We start from the raw sequence: 23,446 nt of genomic DNA, 5'->3' as shown, positions 1-23,446 counted from the left end.
ATGAGATGCAGACAACCACGAGGGAGTGTTGGTGCGTTCTCTGGCGTTATGGCTTTTACGGAGTTGCTATAGCAAGGCGGATTCCAAAGGAGGATGCCGGTTCAGTCCCCTTGACTCTGGAAGGTGTTTCTGCCGTGATTACGGCTTGATGATTGAAGGTCATGGCACCGAAAAGTGGCTAAGCCTATGCGAATGTCGTGCATGCATTGTGCGACTGACTAAGTGCAAGCAAAGGAGTTGTGCATGAGACGACGGAAAGGGCCAATTCTAATGGTCTTCCCCGGAGTTGTTCTGTTGTTCTGTTTTATGACCGTTCCGGCTTTGATGGGTATGTTTTACAGTCTGACGGACTATAGGGGCTACGGGGGATGGAAGTTCATTGGCTTATCGAATTATCAGAACCTTGTCAAAGACTCCAGCATTCTGCATAGTTACATTTTTACCCTGGGATTTGCTTTTCTTGCTGCCATATTGACCAACATAATCAGCCTCCTCTTGGCAGCGGCTTTAACGCAAAACATTAGGCTCAAAGGGTTTCTGCGAGGTGTTTTCTTTTTGCCCGCGGTCTTGGCAACCATTGTTATCGGGTACGTTTTTAACTTTATTTTTTCGCAGGCGATTACCTCCATAGGCAAAGGTCTTCATAACGATTTCCTTTCGCGAAGTTTGCTTGGAAATCCGCAATGGGCATGGGTTGCTATAGTCATCGTTGCAGTCTGGCAGGCTTGTGCGGTTACGACGGTCATCTATATGACTGGGATCGAATCTATCTCATCAGACATATATGAAGCTGCCAAGGTGGATGGTGCCAATAGGCGGCAGGTGTTTTGGAGAATAACCCTGCCTCTGGTCATGCCTTTCGTGGCAGTGAATATGGTTCTTCAGCTCAAGAACCAATTGCAGGTTTTCGATTTGGTGGTGGCTCTGACAAACGGCGGGCCGGGTACAGCGACTCAATCAATATCATTCCTGATTTATCGAAACGGATTTCAGGGTGGTCAGTTTGCCTACCAGTCTGCGAACGCTGTCATGTACTTTGTTTTGATTCTTTTCATCTCGCTTGTACAGATGCGCTTGTTCAGGTCAAGGGAGAACTGATATGGATATCAAAAGCAATACCATCAGGAGACGAAGCAACTGGCTTCTCACGGTTTTTCTGCTTTTTTGCTCGCTCACTGTTCTGATTCCTATGTATATAACCTTGACGACAGCCGTGAAAGATAGGCAGCAGAGCGCCAACAGCTTGTGGGCTCTTCCAACAAGCTGGCATTGGGACAATTTCTCCAGAGCAATTGCTGAAACGGGTTTTTGGAGGGCGTTGTGCAATAGTCTTCTATTGACTGCGATCTCAGTAATTTTGGCTGTGTTGACCAACTCGATGGTTGCCTATGCCATTGCGAGGAATATGAATCGCAAGGGTTATAAGTTTGTCTATTACTACATCGTCTCGGCCATGTTCATTCCATTTTCAATACTCATGCTTCCACTTGTCAAGGAGATGAGCCTGCTTGGATTGGATAACTTATATGGGTTAATTCCGCTGTACGTTATATACAACTTGCCGTTCAATACCATGTTCTATGTTGGCTATCTTGAAACCATACCGACCAGTCTTGATGAAGCAGCCATGCTTGATGGTGCTAATACCTGGCAGACCTTTTGGCGTATTATTTTTCCGCTCATGGGACCGGCCAATGCCACTGTCGCCATTCTGCAAACGCTCTGGGTCTGGAATGATTTCATGATGCCATTAGTCATGATCTCGAAGCAGAATCAATTCACCATTCCCCTTACTCAGTATATGTTCCAGAGCACCTTTAACACTGATTACAATCTGTCTTTTTCCTCCTACACCTTGGCGATGATTCCCATGCTAATTGTTTATCTGTTTGCGCAGAAGCAGATTATAGGAGGTGTTGCAGCTGGCTCCGTTAAGGAGTGAGAGGCTCGCTTTGACGAGGACGAGCGGTCGAAGTTCGTATTACCAGAGGCGATGGGAATTCTTCGAATGGAGCATCAACCGTTTTGTCGTTGAGCAACCTCAAGATCTTCTCTCCTATACCACGGGCCATGTCTTCGGGATCCTGATGGGCAGTAGTCAAATTGAAAGGTTCAGCATATGTTGAATCGTCAAATCCAGTAATGGAAACGGTATCTGGTATCGACAGGCCCTTTTGGCATAGTCGACAGGCTAGCGGAATTGCGATTCCGTCTTGTTGGCAGCATATCGCAGTAGGTAGGTGAGGAAGCTGAAGTATTTGTGTAATAACGCGTTCAGGCTCAAGGATATCGTCAACCACGTCATGTTCGTCCAAAGTGATGATGCTAGTACGCACGGGGGTAATGGCATTGCTACAGGCTTCTCGGAATCCCTTGAGCCTTTCCATAGCGCTGAACTGAAGGGAGTTAGAAGGGGAGAAACCTATATAGGAAATGTCTCTATGGCCGAGAGAGATCAAATGATTGACGATTTCCCTCATGGTTGTGCGGTCTTTGATGAAAGAGTCCAAAGTGAGGCCTGCCTTATTTTGCATGTTGATTCCGGCGATGGGAATGCCGAGATTGCTCAGGCGGTCTATACCCACTTGGCTGATATTGAAGGAGGGCACGACAACAGCATCCGCATTTTTTCTTGTAGGGAGGTCGTTGAAAAACTGTTCCTGATCTGCTGTATTGCGTATCCGGTAAAAAGAAAGGTCGTACCCTTTCCTATGCAATACCGAATCCAAACCAGCGATGATTTGCGAAAGAAACCAGGTGGCTGGGCTGCCGGGTAGCAATACGGCAATTCTGTAGGACCTGCGCGACCGCAAAGCTCCCGAGGAACGGGCAACGGAAAAGTCTAGATCTTTTGCAACTTGAAGTACTCGGTTCCGTGTATTGGTGGCAACAAGATCAGGCCGAGAGAATGATCTGGAGACAGTTGAGATGGAAACCCCTGCGCGTTCAGCGACGTTCTGTATCGTCGCGGGTTCTTGTCGTTTCAATGGTTTCCCCGAAGATTGTATGGTCAATTACCTGTACGTATACAGTGTAAGCCTCAGCAATTGTAGTTTTTAATCTTTAGAAAAAGTAGAAGGAGGATTAGGTGGTTGCAACCGGTTGCACTAGAATGAATTAGATAACAATGATATTGAGACGTGAATATATTGGTATTTCGTTTTAAAGTTTGAACAATTCGGGGGATTGCTGAACTTTTTTCATCACTCCAAAGGAGGAGATCAGATGAAGAACCCTAGGATGGGTAAAGTAATGGCTTTTGCCGCTGCCGCATCTATGTTGGTGACAACAGCTGCTGCATGCGGGAATGATGCGGAGGGAGAGAACTCCGCTAATGGCAAAGTTGAGATTCAATTTTTCCAAAAGAAGCCTGAGTCTGTAAAAATCACTAACAAGTTGATTAAAGAATTCGAATCAAAAAATCCTAATATCAAGGTTGAGCAGCAGAATGCATCTGATCCGCTAACGGTATTGAAATCTCGCATGGCTAAAAATGATGTGCCTGATGTGATAACTGCAGATGGTACATACTACAACGATCTAGTCAAGGCAAACATACTTACTGAGCAAAAAGGTACTGAGGCATACAAGGCTGTTGCTAATAAAGGATATTACGATTACCTGCGTAAAATTGGGCAAACCGACAAGGATTATGCTGTGCCTTGGTCCATTATTGGCGAAGGCGTGCTCTATAACGTAGATATTTTCAAGAAATATGATCTGAAGCCTCCTACGACTTGGGATGAATTCATCAACCTGGCGCAGAAGCTTAAGCAACAAAACGAACAGCCTTTCATATTCACGTGGAAGGATTCCGATCCAGCCAATAAGACAGCGATGGCGGTTGCTGCTCCAATGCAAGGTGACCATTTTTGGGATAATCTGCAATCAGGCAAGGAGACTTTCTCTAAGAACAAAGGATGGAGAACGGCTGCCGAACGAATGCTGAAGCTGAGGGAATTCGCTCAGGGCGACCCGAACGGCACCGATTACAACGACGGGAATTCACAGTTTGCCAATGGCAAGTCCGCGATGTACATAACGGGCATCTGGGCCATACCTGCCATCAAGGAGGCCAATCCCAATATCAACCTTGGTTTCTTTGTTCTCCCCACCAGCGATAAACCCAACGAAACCAAGTTAATCTCCGGCACTGATGCTCTCATTGGGGTTTCAACAGCTTCCAAACATCAGGATGCGGCTCAAAAGTTTGTTACATTCCTGCTGTCTAAGAAAGCCCAAGAGGAGTACACGACGGATCAGAATCTGCTTTCAGTTCGTTCAGATGTGCCTGCGGGGACCGATGTGCTTACGGCGATGAAAGCCGATTACATCGATAAGGGCAAAACCTGTATATTCCCGGATGTCATGTTCACTGGCGCGAGCGATATGAAAGGTCTGAGCCAGATTTTCCTGACGAATGGGGACGTTGACGCCTACCTCAATGGTCTTGACGCGGACTATCAAAAGAACGGTATCCGCAAGTAAGAAAACGACGGTCAATGGACGGCTCCTGCTGCTTTTGGGGCCGCCCTTGGCATATCAATATCTAGAAAGATAAACTGATGAAATTCCTTAACGGTGCCTGGCTTGTCAAACAAGGATATGAGGCCAACTATGTTTCCAGCGTGTACAGCGCGGATATCGAGTCGGATAAGCTGACCCTATATTGCCCGCTTAATCAACCGATCCATTCCTTGGGCGATACCCTGAACAAGGGGCTTTTGACCATTGAGGTTACCAGTCCCCATGCAGATGTAATAACTACAAGATTGATTAACTATAAGAGAGATCGCAGCCATCAACCAAGTTTTGAACTGAATCCATCGAATACGGCAGTGACGATTGAAGAAACTGAAGATGATTGGCGGTTCACATCAGGTAAGCTGACTCTTGTTGTAGCTAAGGGAGACAGTCTCGATTTTCAATATATTCGTGAAGGAAAGTTGGTCACCAGGGCAAGTCTCAATAGCAAGGCGGTAGTCATTGATCCGTCGGGGCAGACGTTCATTGTGGATCAGCTTGATCTTGCCGTAGGAGAGAAGATATACGGTCTTGGAGAACGCTTTACCAACTTTGTCAGAAATGGCCAAAGTGTTGATTGCTGGAATCTTGACGGAGGTTCGCAAAGCGAGCAGGCTTATAAAAACATTCCTTTCTATCTGAGCAATAAGGGATATGGTCTTTTTGTTGATACCACAGGTCTGGTCAGTTTTGAAATAGGTACTCAGAATGTATCTCGTGTTGAATTTGCTGTCCCTGAACAGGAAATGAGCTATTCGGTGATATCCGGGAACAGTCTTAAGGGTGTGCTTGATAACTATACTGACTTAACTGGTAAACCGCCCAAGGTGCCTGATTGGAGTCTTGGACTATGGCTTTCCACATCGATGAGTCCTTATTTCGATCAGGAATCGATTCTGGAAATGGTCAACGATATGGCAGCACATGACATCCCACTTAGTGTCGTGCATATCGATAGTCACTGGATGAAAGAACTGGAATGGTGCAGTTTCCAGTGGGATGAGAAGAAATTCCCTCAACCAGAAAGGCTGCTTTCCGAGTTACATCAGAGGGGCATAAAATCTTGCGTATGGATCAACCCTTATATCGCGCAAAAATCCCCTATATTCAAAGAGGGTGCAAGGAACGGTTACTTCATCAAGAATACCGATGGGACCATCTGGCAGTGGGACATGTGGCAGCCAGGTATGGCAATCGTCGATTTCACTAATCCAGCGGCGACGAAGTGGTATCAATCCAAGTTACGGCATCTTCTGGAACAGGGGGTCGATTGTTTTAAGACCGACTTTGGCGAACGCATACCTACTGAGCATGTGGAATATTTCAATCATGCTGATCCGGCACTGATGCATAATTATTACACTCTCCTATACAACAAAGCGGTGTATGAAGTCACTGCAGCGGTTCATGGAGAGGAAAACGCCGTCGTTTTTGCCCGTTCAGCCACTGTCGGCAGTCAAAAGTATCCAGTTCACTGGGGTGGGGATCCTACCGCCACCTATGAGGCTATGGCTGATTCGCTCCGTGCGGGCTTGTCCCTGGGCATGGCAGGATTTGGATATTGGAGTCATGATATTGCAGGTTTTGAGGACCGTCCTGTTAGGCCCACACCCGATTTGTATAAGCGGTGGACACAGTTCGGACTCCTCTCTTCGCATTCCAGGTATCACGGATCCAATGAGTTGAAAGTTCCTTGGAGATATGGCGATGAAGCTGTACAGGTGACGAGTGAATTTGCCAAGCTCAAGAAGCGTCTGGCTCCCTATCTCTCACGCATGGCACAGGAAGCTCATGAAACTGGAGTGCCGGTCATGCGGGCTATGATTCTGGAATTCCCAAATGATCCAACTTGTGAAGATATAGATACTCAGTACATGCTGGGTGGCGATCTGCTGGTGGCTCCGATATTTTCGGATGATGGGTTCGCCAGATTCTATGTTCCTGCTGAGAATGGAGATCATGCGGGAGACGTCTGGAAGAACCTCATTACAGGCGAGGAATACAAGCCCGGCCGTTGGTACGAGCAGCAATATGATTATCATACTTTGCCACTCCTGGTCCGTCCGGGTGCTGATCCAATGCATGTGTCCAGCGATTCCGCAAGCTGAGTTTTCAGTAGTTTCTCAGTTCATTTGTCACATTTGCATGGCAAAAGGCTGTGATTCGGTCAGCGGATACGGGAAGACTACAAGATAGCGACTATTTAAGACGCGCGGGTTCTGTTTATTCGGGACCCGTGCGTTCCTGAGAACAGGGTGATAAACGGGACTCCACCTTGCTGAATTTAGATAGGCCAGGGTGATATCTGGCTATTCAGACGATGCGGCGGTCTGCGGCCCAGCGTGTCAGCTCGGTTCGGTTTGAGAGTTGGAGTTTGCGCAGGACGTTGGAGACGTGGGTCTCAACAGTTTTGATGGAGATGAACAGCTCGGAGGCCACCTCGCGGTAGGTGTAGCCCCGGGCGATCAGGCGCATGACCTCCTGCTCGCGTGCGGAGAGCCGGTCCAGTTCGTCGTCTTCTGCCAGACCGGCATCTGCAGCTTCGTCCTCCTGGAAGGCGGAGAGCACGAATCCGGCCAGCTTGGGGGAGAAGACCGCGTACCCCTCGTGAACCTGGCGGATTGAGGAGACCAGGTCCTTGGCGGAGATGGTCTTGGTCACGTAACCACGGGCTCCGGCGCGGATGACCGAGCCCACGTCCCTGGGCGAGTCGGATACGGAAAGAGCCAGAAAGACCGACCGGGGGGAGAGGGGATGCGAGCGGCTCAGGATTTCTGCGCCTCCGCCGCCTTGGCCACCGGGCACGTGCACATCCAGCAAAACCACATCGGGACGGGTCTGTCTGACCATGAGAATGGAGGACTCCACGTCTGCCGCCTGACCCACGACGTGGAAATGCGGCTGCAGGGTGGTGATGACGCCGGTACGAAACATCTCATGGTCGTCGACGACGGCCACGCGAATACTTGCCGCCCCATCCTCGGCTTGATGGGGCTCTGCTGCAGTCGTGGTCATGGGCGTGGTTCAGCCCGCCTTTCCCGACGCGGGTCCTCAAGTACAAGTGAGATCCGGACCGGCATGCGTCTGTGAATGAATGGTTCACCATGCATCCTATCATTGCTGGGCCTCAGTCCCCTTTTCAGTCTGACTAACCTTGCCCTCCTGGTGTTGGCTGGCCTCGGACAGAGGCATATGCATCCTGACCTCGGTGCCCCAGCCCGGGCGCGAGACGATCTCGACCCTGCCGCCACGCCGCCGAATCCGGCCGATGATGGACTCTCGGATTCCCAGACGGTCGGCTGGAATCGCATCCATATCGAAGCCAGAACCGTGGTCGCGCACGTAGACCTCAACCTGATTCCTGCGGGCCTCGCAATAGACGGAGATGGGTTCGCCACCGTGGGTTACGGCATTGACCAGGGCCTGTCGGGCCGCGTTGAGCAGGGCATCGGTCTGGGCGCAGGGCATGGCGTCGCCCACGGTGACCACCTCGATCGGCTTGCCGGAATCGTCCTCCACCTGTGCGGCTATCTGGCTCAGCCCAGTGCTGACTGACCGGTCTGAGGGGGTGCGTTCCTGGTAGAGCCAGTTGCGCAGATCACGCTCCTGGGATCGGGCCAGGGTGAAGACGGTATGCGGATCGTCGGCATGCAGCTGGATCAGCGCCAGGGTCTGCAGGACGCCATCGTGCAGGTGGGCTGCCATGTCGGCTCGCTCCTCCTCGCGTTCCTTCATGGCTCGTTCGTCGCCCAGCTGGCTGAGGATCGAGCCTACCCAGGGCACGACCACTGCGGTTACGCCTATAAGAAGCAGGCCGGCCAGGACTATCAGGGTCAGGGCCCAATGCAATTCCTGGGTGGACAGCAGGAAGATCACCGCGGCAGACAGGATCAGGGCAAGGCTGCCGATGAGGGCAGGCAGGTGGTAGCCCGTTCCTTGGTTTTCCGGCCTCAGCCAGGCCAGGACCAGTCCAGCGCAGAAAAGCAGGCAGGGGACGACAAAAGCGGGGCGCATGCCGCTGTTGAGCAGAAAGACAGCGGTCAGCAGAAGGATGATGCCCAGGCCCGCCAGCAGTCTGGTTATCCGCCCGGGACTGATGCTGTGCTCCTCCTTCTGATCTGGCTGTTCAGTGAGGATGCTGGGCGCCAGCGGGGCTGACTTTGGGTCATTCGGTTGGACTGCCTGGGTGGGGTCGCCCTGGGGGAGCGTCAACCACAGAAAGCAGTAGATTACACAGGTGATCAATTTGGGAGCCATAAGCACCATGCCCAGGCGGATCCAGAAGACGGGAATGCCTAGGTGTAGGCTGACGCCCTTGCAGACTCCGCACAGGATCCTGCCCTTGTGTGGCCTCATCAGGGGCATGCGCGCAGGGTGCAGAGGAGGTGGTTCCCTCAACGTTTGTTCTTCCTGCATGGCTGCGTTCATGCCTCCATTATCGGTTTCGGATCGTACCGATAAGGCAATAAGGGGAAGAAATCAGGGTCGAATCAGGGTGTTCCCCCATGAGATTTGCGCTCGCAGGGTGTTGTAATGAAGATATGAGTAGCGACATGAACGGCAATGGCCCCGACAACGGCTGGCAGTGGAAGTTCGACAGGTTCTTCCGCGCCTGCAGGGAGTCCTATCTGATCCGTGACCAGGGATGGGTAGGCGGTGTTTGCGTAGCCTTGGCCCGTCGCCTGGGTTGGAGCGTGACCCTGGTCAGAGCCTTGATGATTCTGGCGGTCTTTTTCTTCGGCGCCGGTGCCGCCTTCTACGGTTTTGCCTGGTTCGTCCTGCCGGACCGGCGTGGGGTCATTATCGCCCAGGAGCTGATCCACGGGATTTGGCATGCTTCCATGGTGGGCATTATCATTTACTGGCTGCTGGCCATCCTGATTCCTGGAGTCGGAATCTTTTCACTGGCCTTTGGTGCCCTGGTCCTGTATCTATTCATCCGGTGGAGCCGCAACAAGGCCCTGGAGTACCAAAGAGGGTACTGGACTGGGCCGGATGCCGGCAGACCGGTTTCGGGCGATCCTTGGGTGATGGGACCGCAATATTCGGACCGGCCGAATGGTGCAGGCTCGCAATGGTACCCGAATCAGCCTGACTACCCAAGCTTTTCGGGGTATGAGGGGTACCAGGATTACACAGGGACTCGCAGCAATACGCAGACAGACGGCAATGCGAGCACAGAAGGATACAGGAACCAGCCAGGGGATTCCGATTCGTATGGAGCTCGGGAACAACAAGGGGATGCGACTGCTTCCGGACATATTTTTGAGACAGCGGATTCGGCAAACGCTGCCAGCGATTCGAATAATACGCAAGGCTGTGAGAATCCTGTCACCGGTGCAGCTCCCGGAGTTTGGACGGGGGCAGAAGGCCCTGCAGAACCTGTTGGGAACATGAATCAGTCATATGGATTCAGTGACTGGACGGACTATGGCACAGCCGGGTCATTCTCGACAGGGCCGGGAATAGCCCGTAAGACTCCGTCGGTTCCGCCCCGGATACGGCGTCGTCCCGCCGGACCTGCGCTGGTCAGTCTTCTGTCAGGACTGATCCTGGTCTCCGGCGCAGGGGTCTGGTGGATGGCCACGAACCCCTATCGCGGATTGAATGTGGCCTTGACTTTCGCTCTGATCTGGGCTGGAGGCGTCACGCTGATACTTGGCGTGGTCATACTGATCCTGGGCTTGATGGGCCGCAGGTCTGGAGGACTGACCCCCATTGCCCTGATGGCCTGCCTGGTTGTCCTGATGCTGGCTTCTGGTTCGGCCATACCAGGCATTGAGCAAACCCAGAACCGCAGGATCCTGGCCGAATACGCCACAGTTCAAGTTAACGGCAACAACCATGGACGCTTGTTGGGGGCGGACAGTGCAGACATGAGGCGTTACCGCCGTGGCATCGCGCTGGTCGGAGACCCGCAGGATCAGGGAAGTGCCGTCATTGACCTGACTGGTTATGAGCAGAAACACGGCACTCATCGCGTTCAGATTATGGATGATGCGGAGAGTACAGTCTCAGGCTGCCCGACGGGCACTGTCCGCCTGGCTGTGGCCTATGCTGACGTTCGCCTACTCATTCCTAAGGGATGCAGTCTGTCCTATAGGGAACACACCGACCTCTATAGGGTCTTGGGATCAGGCGCGGCTGACTGGATAACCGAGACGGAACAGGGAAACCGGATGTGGTGGGGCAATACGTCGCCATCAGCTGAACGACGCAATTGGGAGGAGGCCCTGCGAGCGTCCAAGGAGGATCAGTGGCATATGCCCGACGATCCCGAATTGATCGTCGATGCCAATCTCATGGCCGGTGCGCGGGTCACCGTGCAAGCCCAGGGGAGTGCTACCCAGCCGAAGCGGGCGCAGCTCTATAGCGGATCGATCAATGAATATTGGGATTATAGCTACAATCCATGGCAGTTTGGGGAGGATCAGGAAGATGACTGATATGCAGCAACCAGAAGGAGGCCAGCCGCTGGATCGTCAGGAGCGCACCACCAAGGTCATGCCCGTTGAATCACAGGCACCCCCGATATACCAGGTTCGGATGCAGCCGCCGGAGCCGGTCCGTCCTAGCGGCCCCAGCATGCCTACCATCATTTTTGGCATCCTGGTTGGACTTTTGGCCCTGACCATGTTGGCTTTAGGATTGGTCTTTCTACGTTACGGTACGGATCTGACACTAGTCATACCCTGGCAGCGAATTATTCCATTGATTTTTGCCGGCTTGGGCGTAGTGCTGATTGTCGCTGCTATATCAACTTGGCTGGCATCAACAAAGCACGTTCGTCATGACTCAAAAGACCAAGATATTCCAGAAGATCAGGCTGCCAAGGATGGACAGTGACCCAAACAGGGTTAGGGTCAGGGTCAGCCAGTGGCCCGCCCCGGCAACAGCTGGCTTGCCGTCAGGCCGGCTGAAGATGGAGGTCAGGGTGCTCGCCAAAAGCAGAATGAGCATCAGACAGAGACCTGATAGTAGGAACCAGGAGAATGTCATCATCGGGGACAGATGGACCAGGCCGAAGGCCTGGCGGACCACAGTCAAGGCATAGGCCAGCAGAGCGGTTATCAGTCCTGCGGCCAACAGTCCCAGTGCCCAAAGCCGTCCGGCCAGACCTTTGCTGAAGCCGGACCGTTGTCTGACATTGCCTCGAGCCCGCAGATGTGAGTTCAAGGCTCCTATCAGGGCAGCAATGAGGGCAGCAACCAGCAGAACGGGGCCAGTGGCCATCAAGGTCAGCAGGGCGGTCAGCGAGGAAATCAATCCGGAATCAGTACGATCAGGTACTTGATTGAGCTGGTGGGGCTGGCTGCCGGCAATCATGGGAGTGGACCATTGATCGGCCTGGGTGCCTAGAGCTACGGCGTTGATCCAGTCTTCCAGATTATGGGTATAGCGGGGTTCCAGAGGCAACCCGTCCTTGGCCAGCCGGCTGCCGGTGCGTATCTGATGATTGGTGGGGTAGTAGCGCAGTGTCACATTGTCGTTGCCGCCAGCGTGGGCTCTGCGGATGATCTCCTGCGCTCCCTGTTCGACTGGCATGGAGAAGTCCATGGTGCCGAAGTTGATCATGACGGGCATCTGCAGCTGGTCCAGATAAGGCAGTGAGGGGAAGTCGGCGTACTCCAGGCCCAGCAGGGACAGGTCCATGCCGATGAACCGGGGTATAACGTTGCGGATTCCCTTGGGCGCGCCAATCAGATCCAAGTAGTTGGTAGCCGCCATGGCCATCTGCCGCCGTCCCGGGTAAACCGGAGGAGAGGTCAGGATGGAGAAGGCAATGCTGGGGTCCTTGGCAGTCATGATGGTCGATATCCAGGTGCCCTCGGATTCGGCGTAGAGCCCGACCTTGGCCGGATTCACGCCTGGCCAGGAGCGTAGTTGGTCAAGCGAGTGCACGTAGTCGGCGGCTAAGGAATGATAGTCGCGGTGGAAGGCGGTGTAGTTATCCAAACGCTTGTCAGGCACCAGGGTGGTGATGCCGGCCGAGGCCATGGCTGAGGCCAGATCGCCATACACTTCTGAGGATTTGCCGGTTCCGGCGCCATGGATGAACAAGCAGGCTGGCCCCGTGCCCTCTCGATCGCGCGGCTCTCTGACGATGGCCTGGATGCGGACTCCGCCATCCAGAGCAATGCTGATTTTCCGTTCTTTGACCTTATAAGTACCTTCAGGGGTGGTAGCTCCAAGGCGCGAGGCGATAGCTGTGGACCGGGTCGGGATCTTGATGTGGTCTCGATAGGGTTCCACCTGCCAGTCGGGTGTCATGGCTTGGCCCAAAAGGAGCATGACCAGCAGGATGACTACGAAGGAGGCGGCGGTAAAGCCCGCCCGTTTCAGCTTTTGCACCCGTCAACTCTACCCGACCGCTCGACTGGTTGGTCAGATGAACCTCCTGATTGTGGTTCAGGAGGTCAGTCCTGGGCCTGTTCGGCTTCGTCCAGGGTCTCGAAGCCGTTCATTTGCACTGTGGCCAGGATGGTTTCCTCGGTCAGGTTGCCACCACGGGCCTCGATCTGATCCACCATGGACTGGTAAAGATCCAGGGTCCGGGTCGAATAGGTGCCCAGTTCGCCACGTAGATAAGTCTCGAAGGAGGTGGCCTCCGGCGTGTCCTCGCTGGTACGCAGGACTCGCATCTCCTGGCCTAGACGGGGGTAGCGCTCGCGAAAGTCCTTGGCCCAGGCCACTTGCCTGTCGATGATGCGCTCCTGCTGTTCCTGACGGTCCAGGCCCAGCTTGGGCAGGTAGGGGGCGATGCTGCTGTGGTACTGGTCCGGGGCAGTGGACTCCATCATCCGCCCGTACTTCTCGGTCAACAGGTTGCGCCCCGCTTTGTCGGCCTGATCCAGGTCGTCCGCATAGCTGGTTAGCAGGGGATGTGGCCAGGTTAGAAACTGGCTTAGGCGCATTTGGTGGAACATGGGCCAGTTGCCCTGACAGTTGGCCGGGCCACCCTCGTTGTTGACCTGCTGGAACTGTTCCCATTCGTGGCGGACGATCCGCTCGCGCAGGGATTCCTCATCCTGACATTGCTCGTCGTTTGCCATCTTTGGCTCCTTTCAGATGCTGTGCAGAACCGGATCGTCGCTGGAAATGTGAGCCTCGACGTAGGGGCGCTGCCATTCCAGGAAGGTTTCGGGGCTGTTGGTCAGGCCTTCTACTTGCAGCTCTTCTACGATTCTGGCGCAGATTGACTCCACAAGCTTGGTGACGTGTTCGGCAGCCGGCCGGGCCCCCTTGCCGCCTTCGCCGAAGCCTTGCCCTCCGTAACAGGCAGCCGAAGCCAGTCGCAGGATGTCCTCCAGCTGCTCGGTCAGGTCGGCCAGCCTGGTGGCCATTCGTCCGCTCAATCGCCGCAGGGCTGCGAAGGTCCACTTGTAATAGGGCAGATAACCGACGGTCAGCGGATTGTTGATCAGGAAGATCAGGGAGGCGCAGGCTTTGATGAATTCGTTGATTGACAGCATGGCTGCAGCCCCGTCGCCCCGCTGCAGACTCCGCGGCAGATTGTACTGGCCCGCCTGGGCGATCATGCCCAGCCGGCGGGAGATCAGGCAGAAGCGCACATCGTCGGGCATGGCCTTGAACCCCTGCCGGGTGGCCAGCATCTGCCCCAGAGGATCCGCGAAGATTCTGCCATTGGTGGCCGCCGCCAGCGTGGCCTCGTCCAGGAGCAGCCACTCGTGGGGGTGATCTTCCGGGGGCGCCTGCCGGTAGCCGGTCAGGGATTCGAAGAAGGCGCCGATCTCGAAGACACCCACGCGGCGGTCGGCTCCCTTTGCTCTGACGCTGTCGGTTCGCGAGCCGAATCCCATGAATTCGGTGGGCAGGGCCTCGTAGTCCTTCTGCAGCTGGTCTCCGATGGCCTGATAATCCTCGCTGGTCAGCCACAGGCAGAAGCCGGGGCCGAAATCATGATCCCGGGAGATGGCGTCGTCAAAGCCATAGCAGTCCGAGCCATGGCCCATCAGGCCTACGGCGATTCGGCTGCGATACTGGGGGTAGCGTTCATCCAGCATGGGACGACCCACATGCTCCCAGTAGGCCTTGGCCAGGTCCAGCCCTTGAATATCCGTGCGGGGGCCATGCAGATCGCTGTCATTGTTCTGATTCCTGGCCGGATGCCGGTTTGAACCGGTCTTCGACCGGCTCGATACTGCTTGCTTAGCCTGGTCGGATTGGTCCTTGTCCCCGTTTTTATCAGCAGCGGCCTGGGCCTGGTCCAGATTGGCCTTGGTGATCTGGTAGTAGTCGCTGCCCTTACCGTATCGATCCTCAATGATGGCCAAGGCCTTGCGATAGGTGTCTGCCGATTGACTGAAGCGACCGGTCATATAACAGACTTGAGCAAAGCCGGCCAAGGCTGAGGCATAGTGTGCGCTGTTTTCCAGGTGGCCGGTTCGATAGATATCCAGGGCCGTGCGAGCTTGGTCCCAGGCCTCTTGCAGAGCCTGCGGACTGTCGCTGCGCTGCATGAGCAGAAGGGCCAGATTGGTGTGGGTGGTGGCCAGATCCAGATCCTGGGAAGGATCAGTGCTGGAATTCTCTAGGATGTCCATGGCTTGGCGCAGCTCCTGCTCGGCCTGGTCGGGTCGGTCGGTTTCGCTGTAGAGCATGGACAGGTTGTTGTGCAGGGCCGCCAGGCGTCGATCCTTGGGCCCAAGGGTCTTGGCTGCGGAGGCAAGCGCCTGCCTGTATAGGTCTTCGGCCTGGTCATACTTCTTGGCTGCCCGCAGTCCTGTGGCTGCATTGATCAGGGTGGTTGTCCAGGCATCGGACCCCTCAATGCGCATGCGTGTGGCTAGCTCGATGGCGCGCTGGATCATCCACATATTCTCCTGGTGGCGACCCTGGGACCGGTAGAAGCCCATGATTTCGTTCAGCACGGTCAGCAGTCCGGCATCATTACCCGCATTCTCCGCATCCACCAGCGCCTGCTGCAGATAGGGTTCAGCTTCGTCGCGGGCCTTGCCCGCATTGAAGATGGCATCCAGTCCGTCCAAGAAGGCCTGGGTGTCGAAGCTGCCGTCCGGTTGCAGGTAGGACTGTTGAGGCTCTTCCTGCTTGTTGTCTGGGATCGGTGTCTGGTCCTGGCTCATTTGGCTCCCTTGCTGTCAGGGTATCTGTAGGTGCGGGTCCCTCATGGAGCCCTAGCGCCCTGGTCGCTTCTATCTATCAGTCTAGGCTGATGGTCTTTGATGGACTTCAGTCGGCTATGTCGCCTAGGTCACACCTGCCCGGTGCAGCTGTCTGAATGGGTAACGAGGAGCTCGGCCAAACATCGCTCATGGTTTTGGAAGTGATGGTTTCTTCGATACAACTCGATGACACGACAGAGCTCATCCGCGTCATTCCAATATTGGTGCAAGAAAGCATACTGCTTGATCTTGTGCAGCCCCAGTTTCTCCTTGCAGAATTCGCTGGGTTTCATGTTATTGACGTGCGTCCAGTCCCTATAGGCCCCCTCTTTGATGATGGCCAGGATCTCGATCTCAGGACGAGTAGTCAGTGTAAGTACACGGGCTTTAGACTGGTACAGAGGCGACAAGTGAAAGCGTTCATTTGGTGAGTCAATAATACGGACGATATTCACGCACGAAGAACCATAGGTCACGGAAAAGAACCGTTCCTCGATTTCCCTATCTTTACGGCAACGGGTATAAAACCGACCAGTCTGCGGATCTTCAATAAGGGAATCTTTAGGAATAATAAGTTTTCCTGCTGTCAGTAGGAGTTCAAAGATGACGCTTTCGGCAGACCCTTCGCAGATAACCAAGGTAGGTTCATTATAAATCGCTTGACTATCCATGAACCGTTTCCTTGACGTAGCTCCGCAAGGCGCTGATGGAAGCGGCTGAGGGCGCGGTTCCTTGCAGGGCACCCGACATGAACTGGACGCTCTTCTTCAGTTCACCGCGGGTGACCAGCTTGTTATACCGGATCAGTTGGAATCCGGCGTTCTCATGCCTGACAGCGAACCAAATGTTGTCCTTTCTGGTGAAATGGTCCAGCAGTTCTGGATAGTGCGTAGAAAAAACGAGCACCGCCCCATGCGGGTTAGTAGCAGGAGAGGAGAACAGGTCGATGATAGCGAAGACCAACTGCTTGTTTATGCTGTTTTCGATTTCGTCGAATAGTAAGTAGCCTCCTTGCGCAAGTGTTTCGATAGCATGTTGTGCCAAGGAGGTTCCACGGAATGTTCCCGCCGATATCATGGCCATAGCTTGCGAGGGATCACAGTCGCGCTCAACCTTTTCATTGCGGAACTTGATATGGAACTGGTGATCGCTTACCTCTAAGTGCTCGATGGTCGGATCGAAAAGACCCACCACTTGCGATGGGGGAGTGACAGGAATGGACATTTGCAGCGGATTTTGCAGACAGAGGGTGACCACGGTCTCCTTGGTGCGCAGAATCCCCGTCGTCAGAGAGCGATCTGGGGGCAAAAATCTCTTGACATCCTCGGCCAGCTCCTTTTCGTCGCCCGACTTATTCATTCCTCGAGTCGCTACAGTCCACCAGGATTCTTCGTCGCCATCTATGGTTCTTTTCAAACGAATCTTGCTCAGACTTCTGCCTGCATACTGGCACAGCCGTTCCTTTTCGAAAACTAAGGGGGAGTCGGCGGTGGCCTCGTCCTTATCGGCGCGCCGGAGTGTGGCATTGAGCAGCCAAGCCTCGCCGTTTTCCTCGAAGATAATGCGTGCTGTAATCGTGGGCTCAAGAATGTCCATCAGCGGATCGATGGTGGAGCGTTGAGTTCCCAATGAAGCGCCTCTGGCAATGTTAATGATTAGAGAAAGCAGGCGTAGATCAGTGGTTTTGCCGGAGGCATTGATACCGGAGATGCCAATGGCTGTGACGATGCCAAGCGGTGAGGTGGTGCCCTGAAGGCGATGGGTGAAGCTGCCATCGGTAATCCTATCTTCGGCGAATAGGATCATGCGTAGTGCGCCCTTGTCGTATAAGCGAAGTCCTTTAAGGTCAAAGGCTAAGATCCGCATTATGCTCCTTTGAACAGAATATTTGTTTATATACTACATCTGGATGCTGATAATGCGTCTTTCTGTTCCGAGAAACCTAAATATTAATGCAGTGGAAGATTTCCGGGTTGTTGGAGCTGTGATCCCGAACTCATAAAATACAAGAGCTTATTAAAAAAGCAACAGATAAGATAAGTTTTTATTCCTGCATACAGCTATGTCTAAAAGTTGCGAATACAGAAATTCCGGCCCCTGGGAACCGGAATGCTTGTCGGGGTAGGGGGATTTGAACCCCCGGCCTCTTCGTCCCGAACGAAGCGCGCTACCAAGCTGCGCTATACCCCGTGACAACGTTCTATATAGTACACGTACCGTCGGCCAAACGCTATTGTCTGCGCGGCGCGACCATTCAACCGCTTGCCGTCAGGCGGCAACCGGGGCCAAGTACCGGCTCATGCGTAAAATAGCGATTTATGAATGACTCATCGGAAGAAACCCCTCGTCTGACGACGGTCGAGCGTGCTCAGGCGCTGCTTGACCAGGATATGGCCATCGCGGAGAAGATTGATCAGGGCGCCCAGTTGGATGACGCCATTGATCCCGGCAACCTAGAGGAGAGCGCTGAAGGCCATCCCGAACAGGTGCGCATGCGCGTGGCCAAGAGGGCGCTCATGCTCAAGGAGGGTATTGAGCCTTACCCGGTCCATCTGGATGTGACCGACCGCATCGAGGATGTGCGTCGCAAGTATCAAGACCGCCTTGAGCCAGGCCAGGAGACCGAGGATGTGGTCGGCATTGCCGGCAGGGTCCTCTTCCTGCGCAACGGTGGCGGCCTCTGCTTCGTCCAGCTGGCGGCAGGCGATGGCACCCGTATCCAGGGCATGATCTCCAAGCGTGAGATCGGCGCTGATTCTTTGAAGCGCTTCAAGCAGCTGGTCGACTTGGGCGACCACCTCTACCTGCGCGGCCGCGTGGTCGCTTCCAAGACCGGTGAACTCTCTGTCTTCGCAACCGAGTGGAACATCGCAGCCAAAGCTTTACAGCCCCTGCCTGCCCTTCACAAGGAACTGACCGAGGAACAGCGCACCCGCAAGCCTTACCTGGCCATGATCGCCGATGAGGATGTGCGGGCCATGGTCCGCCGCCGTTCCAAGGCCGTCTCCTCCCTGAGGCGCACCTTCGAGGATCACGACTTCATGGAGGTCGAGACCCCCATGCTCCAGACCGTGCATGGCGGTGCCGCGGCCCGACCATTCACCACGCATATGAACGCCTTCGACATCGATCTCTATCTGCGCATCGCTCCCGAGCTCTTCCTCAAGCGCTGTCTGGTCGGCGGCATTGAGCGCGTCTTCGAGATCAACCGCGACTTCCGCAATGAGGGCGTGGATGCCACGCATGCCCCGGAGTTCACCATGCTGGAGGCCTATCAGGCTTACGGCACCTACGACACCATCGGGGAACTGACCAAGGAGCTGATCCAGAAGGCGGCCATGGCCACGTCGGGATCACTGAAGGTGACCCTGCAGGACGGCAGCCAGTACGACTTCGGCGGCGATTGGCGCCAAATCAGCATGTACGATTCCCTTTCCGAGTCCCTGGGCGAAAAGATTACCCCGCAGACCAGCGTGGACCATCTGCGGACCATTGCTGACAAACTGGGCCTGGAGGAGGAGCCTGCCGAGAACCACGGCAAGCTGGTCGAACACCTCTGGGAGCATTTCTGGCAGGACAAGCTCTACGAGCCGACCTTCGTGCGTGATTTCCCTGTCGAGACCTCGCCCCTGGTCAAGGCCCACCGCACCAAGCCGGGAGTGGTTGAGAAGTGGGATCTCTACGTTCGCGGGTTCGAGCTGGCCACGGGCTACTCCGAGCTCAACGATCCGGTGGTCCAGCGGCAGCGGTTCGTCGAGCAGGCCAAGATGGCCAGCCGCGGCGATGTCGAGGCCATGGATATTGATGAGGACTTCCTGGAGGCCCTGGGCGTAGGCATGCCTCCGGCTGGTGGCATGGGCATGGGCATCGATCGGCTGTTGATCGCCCTTACCGGCGCATCCATCCGCGAGACCATCACCTTCCCCTTGGTCAAGCCGCTGGTCTGAGACGATATGAGATGATGACAGGGAAGGGACGGTCATGAATATCAGGCTGTGGATGGATGGCATGCGTCCCAGGACGCTGCCTGCCTCGATGGCGCCTGTCTGCGTGGGCGCTTCGGCAGCACTCCTGGAGCGGTCACGGCTCTTGGAACAGTGCACCAGCTCCTGTTCGCCCAGGCCTGTCGACCCTGCCCTGAAGGCAGCCACACCGGGAAGGCTGGCCCTAATCGTGGTCCTGCTGGTCCTGCTCGCCCTGTCTATGCAGATTGCAGCCAACTTCGCCAACGACTACGCCGATGGTGTTCGCGGCACCGACTCCGGCCGTGGAGGCGAGGAGGCCGCCTCTGGCAGACCGAGGCGTCTGGTGGCCGCCGGCGTGCCGCCCAAGAAGGTGCTGTACGCCACCATGATCTCGGCGGCCTTCACCTGCCTGATGGGCCTGATTGTCATGGCTCTCACCGGTCACTGGTGGATGATCCTGGTCGGAGTCTGCTGTCTGATAGCCGGCTGGTGTTACGTAGGCGGTCCGCATCCATACGGCTACCACGGGCTGGGCGAGGTCAGCGTCTTCATCTTCTTCGGTCTGGTGGCCACCCTGGGCACCGAGTACTTCCTCATTAATAGGGTCGATGCCGCCGGCATCCTGGGCGCCTGCGTCTGCGGGCTCAATGCCGTGGGCCTGCTCATGCTCAACAACTACCGGGACCTGGATGACGACCGCCGATCCGGCAAGCACACATATGCTGTTCTGGTGGGGGCGCGTGCTGCGGCTATCTCCATCTACCTGGTCTACATCCTGAGCCTGGTCCTGGGCCTGATCCAGTTCGTTCCGGCTGTCATGCGGCGTGGCCTGCCTGGCTTCCCCCTTGTGCTGGTCCTCCTGCCTGTGGCTGTTGTCTTTCTGCTGATCTGTCGAGCCTTTGCCCGCGGCCAGGTGCCCAAGGCCTTTGGCATGGCAGGCAAGGGTACTCTGGTCTCCGCCCTGTGCTGGTCGGCGGGCCTGCTCCTGCAGCTGTGAAAATCTTGATACGCTCATAAGAGAGCAGTCCGACTTTCAAGCGATTTGGTGGATAATCAGGCAATCATGTTCATCACACTTCGGGAATACAAGGACGCACTGCGACCCTCGGCCCTGCTTTGCTCGCCCACGCCGGTGCTGATCGGCACGGCGGTAGCCCTCCGGCAGCTGTTCAGCCAAGGGTTGAGTCCGGATATGCGCTTCTGGCTGATCGCTCTCTTGTGCTGTCTGACGGCTGTGTTCATCCACAGCACCTGCAATCTGGCCAATGACTACTTTGACGGCATCAGGGGCACTGACGAAGGCCGGAGCAGCCTTTCGGGAGCTGGCGCCGACGGTTCGGTGCCTGATCTGCCCAGAAGAGGTGTGGCCGGTGGTGTGGAGCCTCGCAAGGTCCTGCTGTCCGCCTACCTCAACATCCTTATGGCTTGCCTGTCCGGACTGACCCTCTGCTGGATGACCGGCTACTGGTGGATGATCCTGGTCGGCATCTTCTGTCTGCTGGGAGCCTGGTTCTACACGGGAGGCAAACACCCTTACGGCTATAGGGCCATGGGCGAGCTGAGCATCATGATCTTCTTCGGCCTGGTGGGCGTGCTGGCCACCCAGTACCTGGAGACTGGCAGCATCGACCGTCACGGGTTCATCGGCGCCCTGGTTGGCGGTCTTGTCTGCATTCCTGTTCTGGAGATCAACAATTATCGAGACATTGATGCTGATCCTCTGGCCGGCAAGTACACGCTGTCTTCCTTCATCGGAGCCAAAGGCACACTGATTCTGATGGGATCCTGTTATGCCCTGGCTGTGATCCTGGGCGTGGTTGAGTCATGGTCCCTGTCTGACGGTTCCCTCGCGGCCGCTTGGCCCCGCCTGGTCTGTCTGCTGCCTGTCCTGGCGCTGGCCATTGCCACCACAGTGGCCAGTTGTCGGAACCGCTTCAGCAGGGCCTTTGCACTGTCGGGCTATACCGATCTGCTGACAGGGTTCTGCTGGCTGGGCGTCTGCCTGCTTTAAGCGACTGCTCTACAGGGGGAGCTGTAGGTCCGCCAAACAGTCCCTCTTAGGTCTTAGAATTTTCACTATGACCTACAAACTAGTATTGCTCAGGCACGGCCAGAGCGCATGGAACAACACCAATCAGTTCACCGGCTGGGTGGACGTCCCGCTGACCGAGCAGGGCGAGCAGGAAGCCCGCAAGGGCGGCAAGCTGCTCAAGGATAAGGGTGTCCTGCCGGACATCGTCTTCACCTCCTTGCTGCGCCGCGCTATCAACACCGCCAACATCGCCTTGGACGAGGCTGACCGCCTTTGGATCCCCGTCAAGCGTGACTGGAGGCTGAACGAGCGTCACTACGGAGCACTGCAGGGCAAGAACAAGACCGAGATCCGCGAGAAGTACGGTGATGAGAAGTTCATGCTCTGGCGTCGCTCCTATGCCACCCCGCCGCCCGAGATCGACCCTGACGACGAGTACTCGCAGTCCCATGATCCCCGGTATGCCGGAGCCCCCGTGCCCCGAGCCGAGGCACTGGCCAACGTGGTCAAGCGCGTCACCCCCTACTGGGAGAGCGACATTGTCCCGGAACTCAAGACAGGCAAGACCGTCCTGATTGCCGCCCATGGCAACTCGCTGAGGGCCATCGTCAAGATGCTCGACAACCTGACTGAGGACGAGATCGCCAAGGTCAACATCCCCACGGCCATCCCCCTGGTCTACGAGCTGGATGAGAACTTCAAGCCCATCAAGCCTCGCGGCGAGTATCTGGATCCGGAAGCAGCCGCTGCCGGTGCTGCTGCAGTGGCGGCCCAGGGCCAGAAGTGAGATCCTTCAGATAGATCTATCCGATGATGTGAATCGGGCTTTGGACGCAGAGTGTCCAAGCTGATTGGGCGGTGTCTTCTCCCTTTGTGGAAGACACCGCCTTTCGTATTTATTCCTGGCCGTTGGCGAAGTTAAAAAACGGTTCGTCACCTGATTAACTGTCAGGTGACGAACCGCACAGTTGCTGTCTGTTCAGTCCAGGTCGATGTCCAGATCCTTGGGATCCTTGGAGGGGTCGAAGCCCGAAACGATGTAGACCACACGCCGGGCCGCCGAGACGCCGTGGTCTCCCAGTCGTTCCATGAACCGTGCCACCAGGACCAGGTCGATCAGCTGCTGCCTGCTCCCCTTCCAGTCGTCCGAGAGGGCATAGCTGAAAGTTCTCTGATGGAGCTTGTCCATCTGGTCATCGCTGACGATGATCTGTTCGGCTATAGTCGTGTCCCTGTCGGAGAGCATGTCGACCAGACGGTCAGCCATGACGTCCAGAAAGTCCTGCATCTGTTTGAACAGGGGAATGACTTCGTCGGGCAGGGTCGGTTCGGGGTAGGAGCGCCTGGCTGTCTCGGCGATGTGCCTGGCCAGGTCTCCCATGCGCTCAAAGGTGGCTGACAGGCTCAGCGTGGAGACCACCACCCGCAGATCAGTGGCCACAGGGCTCTGCTTAGCCAGGAGCCTGATGCATTGATCGATAATGCTGGCCTGCAGGTTGTCTATATCGGCATCCCCGTCGATGACCTCCTGGGCTGTCTCCACGTCGCAGTCCATCAGGGATCGCCCGGCCTTTTTGATGGCATCGCGAACCTTGGCAGCCATCCGATCGAGATCGTCGGCCACCAGCCCCAGTTCCTCGTTGAAAATCACGCGCATTGTTCTTCCCTTTCGGCCTCGGTCAACGATATGACTCCAGTCTATGTGACCAGGATGGCAAGAAAAAGCCAGTCCTGAAGAATGTCGGGCCATGGGAGCGGCAATCAATGTCGGATATGCGAGA

Annotated in this window: 19 protein-coding genes and 1 tRNA gene; 10 read left to right on the top strand and 10 right to left on the bottom strand. The window is 55.5% G+C overall.

The window, feature by feature from the left end; translation table 11 throughout:
- Positions 1-243: 243 nt before the first annotated feature.
- Together QRX40_RS01455 and QRX40_RS01450 are read left to right on the top strand one after the other, a co-directional pair.
- On the top strand, positions 244-1,098 hold the full coding sequence (locus QRX40_RS01455; protein ID WP_313835815.1) for a sugar ABC transporter permease: 855 nt from the start codon (positions 244-246) through the stop codon (positions 1,096-1,098).
- Between the two features lies 1 nt (position 1,099).
- The gene (locus tag QRX40_RS01450; protein WP_029676007.1) at positions 1,100-1,942 is read left to right on the top strand and encodes a carbohydrate ABC transporter permease; all 843 of its coding nucleotides are present in this window, start codon (positions 1,100-1,102) and stop codon (positions 1,940-1,942) included.
- Here QRX40_RS01450 and QRX40_RS08725 read toward each other — a convergent pair.
- Positions 1,932-2,987 carry a LacI family DNA-binding transcriptional regulator gene (locus tag QRX40_RS08725; protein WP_396184120.1) on the bottom strand — a complete coding sequence of 352 codons (1,056 nt, stop codon included), beginning with the start codon at positions 2,985-2,987 and terminating at the stop codon, positions 1,932-1,934. The two genes, QRX40_RS01450 and QRX40_RS08725, sit on opposite strands and share 11 nt — an antisense overlap.
- A gap of 238 nt (positions 2,988-3,225) precedes the next feature.
- Here QRX40_RS08725 and QRX40_RS01440 point away from each other — a divergent pair, with 238 nt between their 5' ends.
- Together QRX40_RS01440 and yicI are read left to right on the top strand one after the other, a co-directional pair.
- Positions 3,226-4,488, top strand: coding sequence for an extracellular solute-binding protein (locus QRX40_RS01440; RefSeq protein ID WP_313835812.1), 1,263 nt, complete (start codon positions 3,226-3,228; stop codon positions 4,486-4,488).
- Positions 4,489-4,565: 77 nt separating this feature from the next.
- A complete protein-coding gene (yicI, locus tag QRX40_RS01435; RefSeq protein WP_313835811.1) occupies positions 4,566-6,632 on the top strand; it encodes an alpha-xylosidase in 2,067 nt (688 codons plus the stop codon).
- Between the two features lie 205 nt (positions 6,633-6,837).
- Here the strand turns inward: yicI and QRX40_RS01430 are convergent, their stop codons facing one another.
- Together QRX40_RS01430 and QRX40_RS01425 are read right to left on the bottom strand one after the other, a co-directional pair.
- The gene (locus QRX40_RS01430) at positions 6,838-7,539 is read right to left on the bottom strand and encodes a response regulator transcription factor (RefSeq protein ID WP_313835810.1); all 702 of its coding nucleotides are present in this window, start codon (positions 7,537-7,539) and stop codon (positions 6,838-6,840) included.
- Between the two features lie 99 nt (positions 7,540-7,638).
- Positions 7,639-8,952, bottom strand: a complete 1,314-nt coding sequence (locus QRX40_RS01425) for a PspC domain-containing protein (protein ID WP_313835809.1) — start codon at positions 8,950-8,952, stop codon at positions 7,639-7,641.
- A 113-nt stretch (positions 8,953-9,065) separates the two neighbouring features.
- Between QRX40_RS01425 and QRX40_RS01420 the strand changes: the two genes are divergently transcribed.
- Positions 9,066-10,970 carry a PspC domain-containing protein gene (locus QRX40_RS01420; protein WP_313835808.1) on the top strand — a complete coding sequence of 635 codons (1,905 nt, stop codon included), beginning with the start codon at positions 9,066-9,068 and terminating at the stop codon, positions 10,968-10,970.
- Positions 10,963-11,370 carry an ABC transporter permease gene (locus tag QRX40_RS01415; RefSeq protein WP_313835807.1) on the top strand — a complete coding sequence of 136 codons (408 nt, stop codon included), beginning with the start codon at positions 10,963-10,965 and terminating at the stop codon, positions 11,368-11,370. Before QRX40_RS01420 ends, QRX40_RS01415 begins: the two co-directional genes overlap by 8 nt.
- Here the strand turns inward: QRX40_RS01415 and QRX40_RS01410 are convergent.
- The 6 genes from QRX40_RS01410 to QRX40_RS01385 form a co-directional block, all read right to left on the bottom strand.
- Complete coding sequence (locus tag QRX40_RS01410) at positions 11,320-12,876, bottom strand: acyl-CoA thioester hydrolase/BAAT C-terminal domain-containing protein (RefSeq protein ID WP_313835806.1); 1,557 nt, start codon at positions 12,874-12,876, stop codon at positions 11,320-11,322. The genes QRX40_RS01415 and QRX40_RS01410 overlap by 51 nt on opposite strands.
- Before the next feature lie 65 nt (positions 12,877-12,941).
- Complete coding sequence (locus tag QRX40_RS01405) at positions 12,942-13,577, bottom strand: DUF4125 family protein (protein ID WP_313835805.1); 636 nt, start codon at positions 13,575-13,577, stop codon at positions 12,942-12,944.
- Positions 13,578-13,589: 12 nt separating this feature from the next.
- Positions 13,590-15,629, bottom strand: coding sequence for a DUF4037 domain-containing protein (locus QRX40_RS01400; protein WP_313835804.1), 2,040 nt, complete (start codon positions 15,627-15,629; stop codon positions 13,590-13,592).
- Between the two features lie 128 nt (positions 15,630-15,757).
- Positions 15,758-16,339, bottom strand: coding sequence for a hypothetical protein (locus QRX40_RS01395; protein WP_313835803.1), 582 nt, complete (start codon positions 16,337-16,339; stop codon positions 15,758-15,760).
- Complete coding sequence (locus QRX40_RS01390) at positions 16,332-17,534, bottom strand: ATP-binding protein (RefSeq protein ID WP_313835801.1); 1,203 nt, start codon at positions 17,532-17,534, stop codon at positions 16,332-16,334. Before QRX40_RS01390 ends, QRX40_RS01395 begins: the two co-directional genes overlap by 8 nt.
- A gap of 250 nt (positions 17,535-17,784) precedes the next feature.
- Positions 17,785-17,858, bottom strand: a tRNA-Pro gene (locus QRX40_RS01385).
- Between the two features lie 128 nt (positions 17,859-17,986).
- On the opposite strand from QRX40_RS01385, the gene lysS reads away from it, so the two are divergent.
- From lysS to QRX40_RS01365, 4 genes are all read left to right on the top strand, one after another.
- Positions 17,987-19,615, top strand: a complete 1,629-nt coding sequence (lysS, locus tag QRX40_RS01380) for a lysine--tRNA ligase (RefSeq protein ID WP_313835800.1) — start codon at positions 17,987-17,989, stop codon at positions 19,613-19,615.
- A 34-nt stretch (positions 19,616-19,649) separates the two neighbouring features.
- Positions 19,650-20,630 carry a 1,4-dihydroxy-2-naphthoate octaprenyltransferase gene (menA, locus tag QRX40_RS01375; protein ID WP_313835798.1) on the top strand — a complete coding sequence of 327 codons (981 nt, stop codon included), beginning with the start codon at positions 19,650-19,652 and terminating at the stop codon, positions 20,628-20,630.
- Between the two features lie 66 nt (positions 20,631-20,696).
- A complete protein-coding gene (gene menA / locus QRX40_RS01370) occupies positions 20,697-21,644 on the top strand; it encodes a 1,4-dihydroxy-2-naphthoate octaprenyltransferase (protein ID WP_313835797.1) in 948 nt (315 codons plus the stop codon).
- A gap of 67 nt (positions 21,645-21,711) precedes the next feature.
- A complete protein-coding gene (locus QRX40_RS01365; protein WP_024626731.1) occupies positions 21,712-22,452 on the top strand; it encodes a phosphoglyceromutase in 741 nt (246 codons plus the stop codon).
- Between the two features lie 192 nt (positions 22,453-22,644).
- On the opposite strand, the gene phoU is transcribed toward QRX40_RS01365, so the two are convergent.
- A complete protein-coding gene (gene phoU / locus QRX40_RS01360) occupies positions 22,645-23,322 on the bottom strand; it encodes a phosphate signaling complex protein PhoU (RefSeq protein WP_313835796.1) in 678 nt (225 codons plus the stop codon).
- Positions 23,323-23,446 lie beyond the last annotated feature (124 nt).

This window comes from Bifidobacterium sp. H6bp9, from assembly GCF_032193695.1.
In the GTDB taxonomy this organism is placed as follows: domain Bacteria; phylum Actinomycetota; class Actinomycetes; order Actinomycetales; family Bifidobacteriaceae; genus Bombiscardovia; species Bombiscardovia kimbladii.
This window is presented reverse-complemented; position numbering and strand designations above follow the sequence as displayed.

What these genes read in the sequence shown, in the direction of transcription:
- QRX40_RS01440 (WP_313835812.1), top strand. Translation starts at nt 3,226, where the DNA reads ATGAAGAACCCTAGGATGGGTAAAGTAATGGCTTTTGCCGCTGCCGCA.
- lysS (WP_313835800.1), top strand. Translation starts at nt 17,987, where the DNA reads ATGAATGACTCATCGGAAGAAACCCCTCGTCTGACGACGGTCGAGCGT.
- QRX40_RS01365 (WP_024626731.1), top strand. Translation starts at nt 21,712, where the DNA reads ATGACCTACAAACTAGTATTGCTCAGGCACGGCCAGAGCGCATGGAAC.
- QRX40_RS01430 (WP_313835810.1), bottom strand. Translation starts at nt 7,539, where the DNA reads ATGACCACGACTGCAGCAGAGCCCCATCAAGCCGAGGATGGGGCGGCA.
- menA (WP_313835798.1), top strand. Translation starts at nt 19,650, where the DNA reads ATGAATATCAGGCTGTGGATGGATGGCATGCGTCCCAGGACGCTGCCT.
- QRX40_RS01395 (WP_313835803.1), bottom strand. Translation starts at nt 16,339, where the DNA reads ATGGATAGTCAAGCGATTTATAATGAACCTACCTTGGTTATCTGCGAA.
- QRX40_RS01450 (WP_029676007.1), top strand. Translation starts at nt 1,100, where the DNA reads ATGGATATCAAAAGCAATACCATCAGGAGACGAAGCAACTGGCTTCTC.
- menA (WP_313835797.1), top strand. Translation starts at nt 20,697, where the DNA reads ATGTTCATCACACTTCGGGAATACAAGGACGCACTGCGACCCTCGGCC.
- QRX40_RS01390 (WP_313835801.1), bottom strand. Translation starts at nt 17,534, where the DNA reads ATGCGGATCTTAGCCTTTGACCTTAAAGGACTTCGCTTATACGACAAG.
- QRX40_RS01420 (WP_313835808.1), top strand. Translation starts at nt 9,066, where the DNA reads ATGAGTAGCGACATGAACGGCAATGGCCCCGACAACGGCTGGCAGTGG.
- QRX40_RS01405 (WP_313835805.1), bottom strand. Translation starts at nt 13,577, where the DNA reads ATGGCAAACGACGAGCAATGTCAGGATGAGGAATCCCTGCGCGAGCGG.
- QRX40_RS01400 (WP_313835804.1), bottom strand. Translation starts at nt 15,629, where the DNA reads ATGAGCCAGGACCAGACACCGATCCCAGACAACAAGCAGGAAGAGCCT.
- QRX40_RS01455 (WP_313835815.1), top strand. Translation starts at nt 244, where the DNA reads ATGAGACGACGGAAAGGGCCAATTCTAATGGTCTTCCCCGGAGTTGTT.
- phoU (WP_313835796.1), bottom strand. Translation starts at nt 23,322, where the DNA reads ATGCGCGTGATTTTCAACGAGGAACTGGGGCTGGTGGCCGACGATCTC.
- yicI (WP_313835811.1), top strand. Translation starts at nt 4,566, where the DNA reads ATGAAATTCCTTAACGGTGCCTGGCTTGTCAAACAAGGATATGAGGCC.
- QRX40_RS01425 (WP_313835809.1), bottom strand. Translation starts at nt 8,952, where the DNA reads ATGAACGCAGCCATGCAGGAAGAACAAACGTTGAGGGAACCACCTCCT.
- QRX40_RS01415 (WP_313835807.1), top strand. Translation starts at nt 10,963, where the DNA reads ATGACTGATATGCAGCAACCAGAAGGAGGCCAGCCGCTGGATCGTCAG.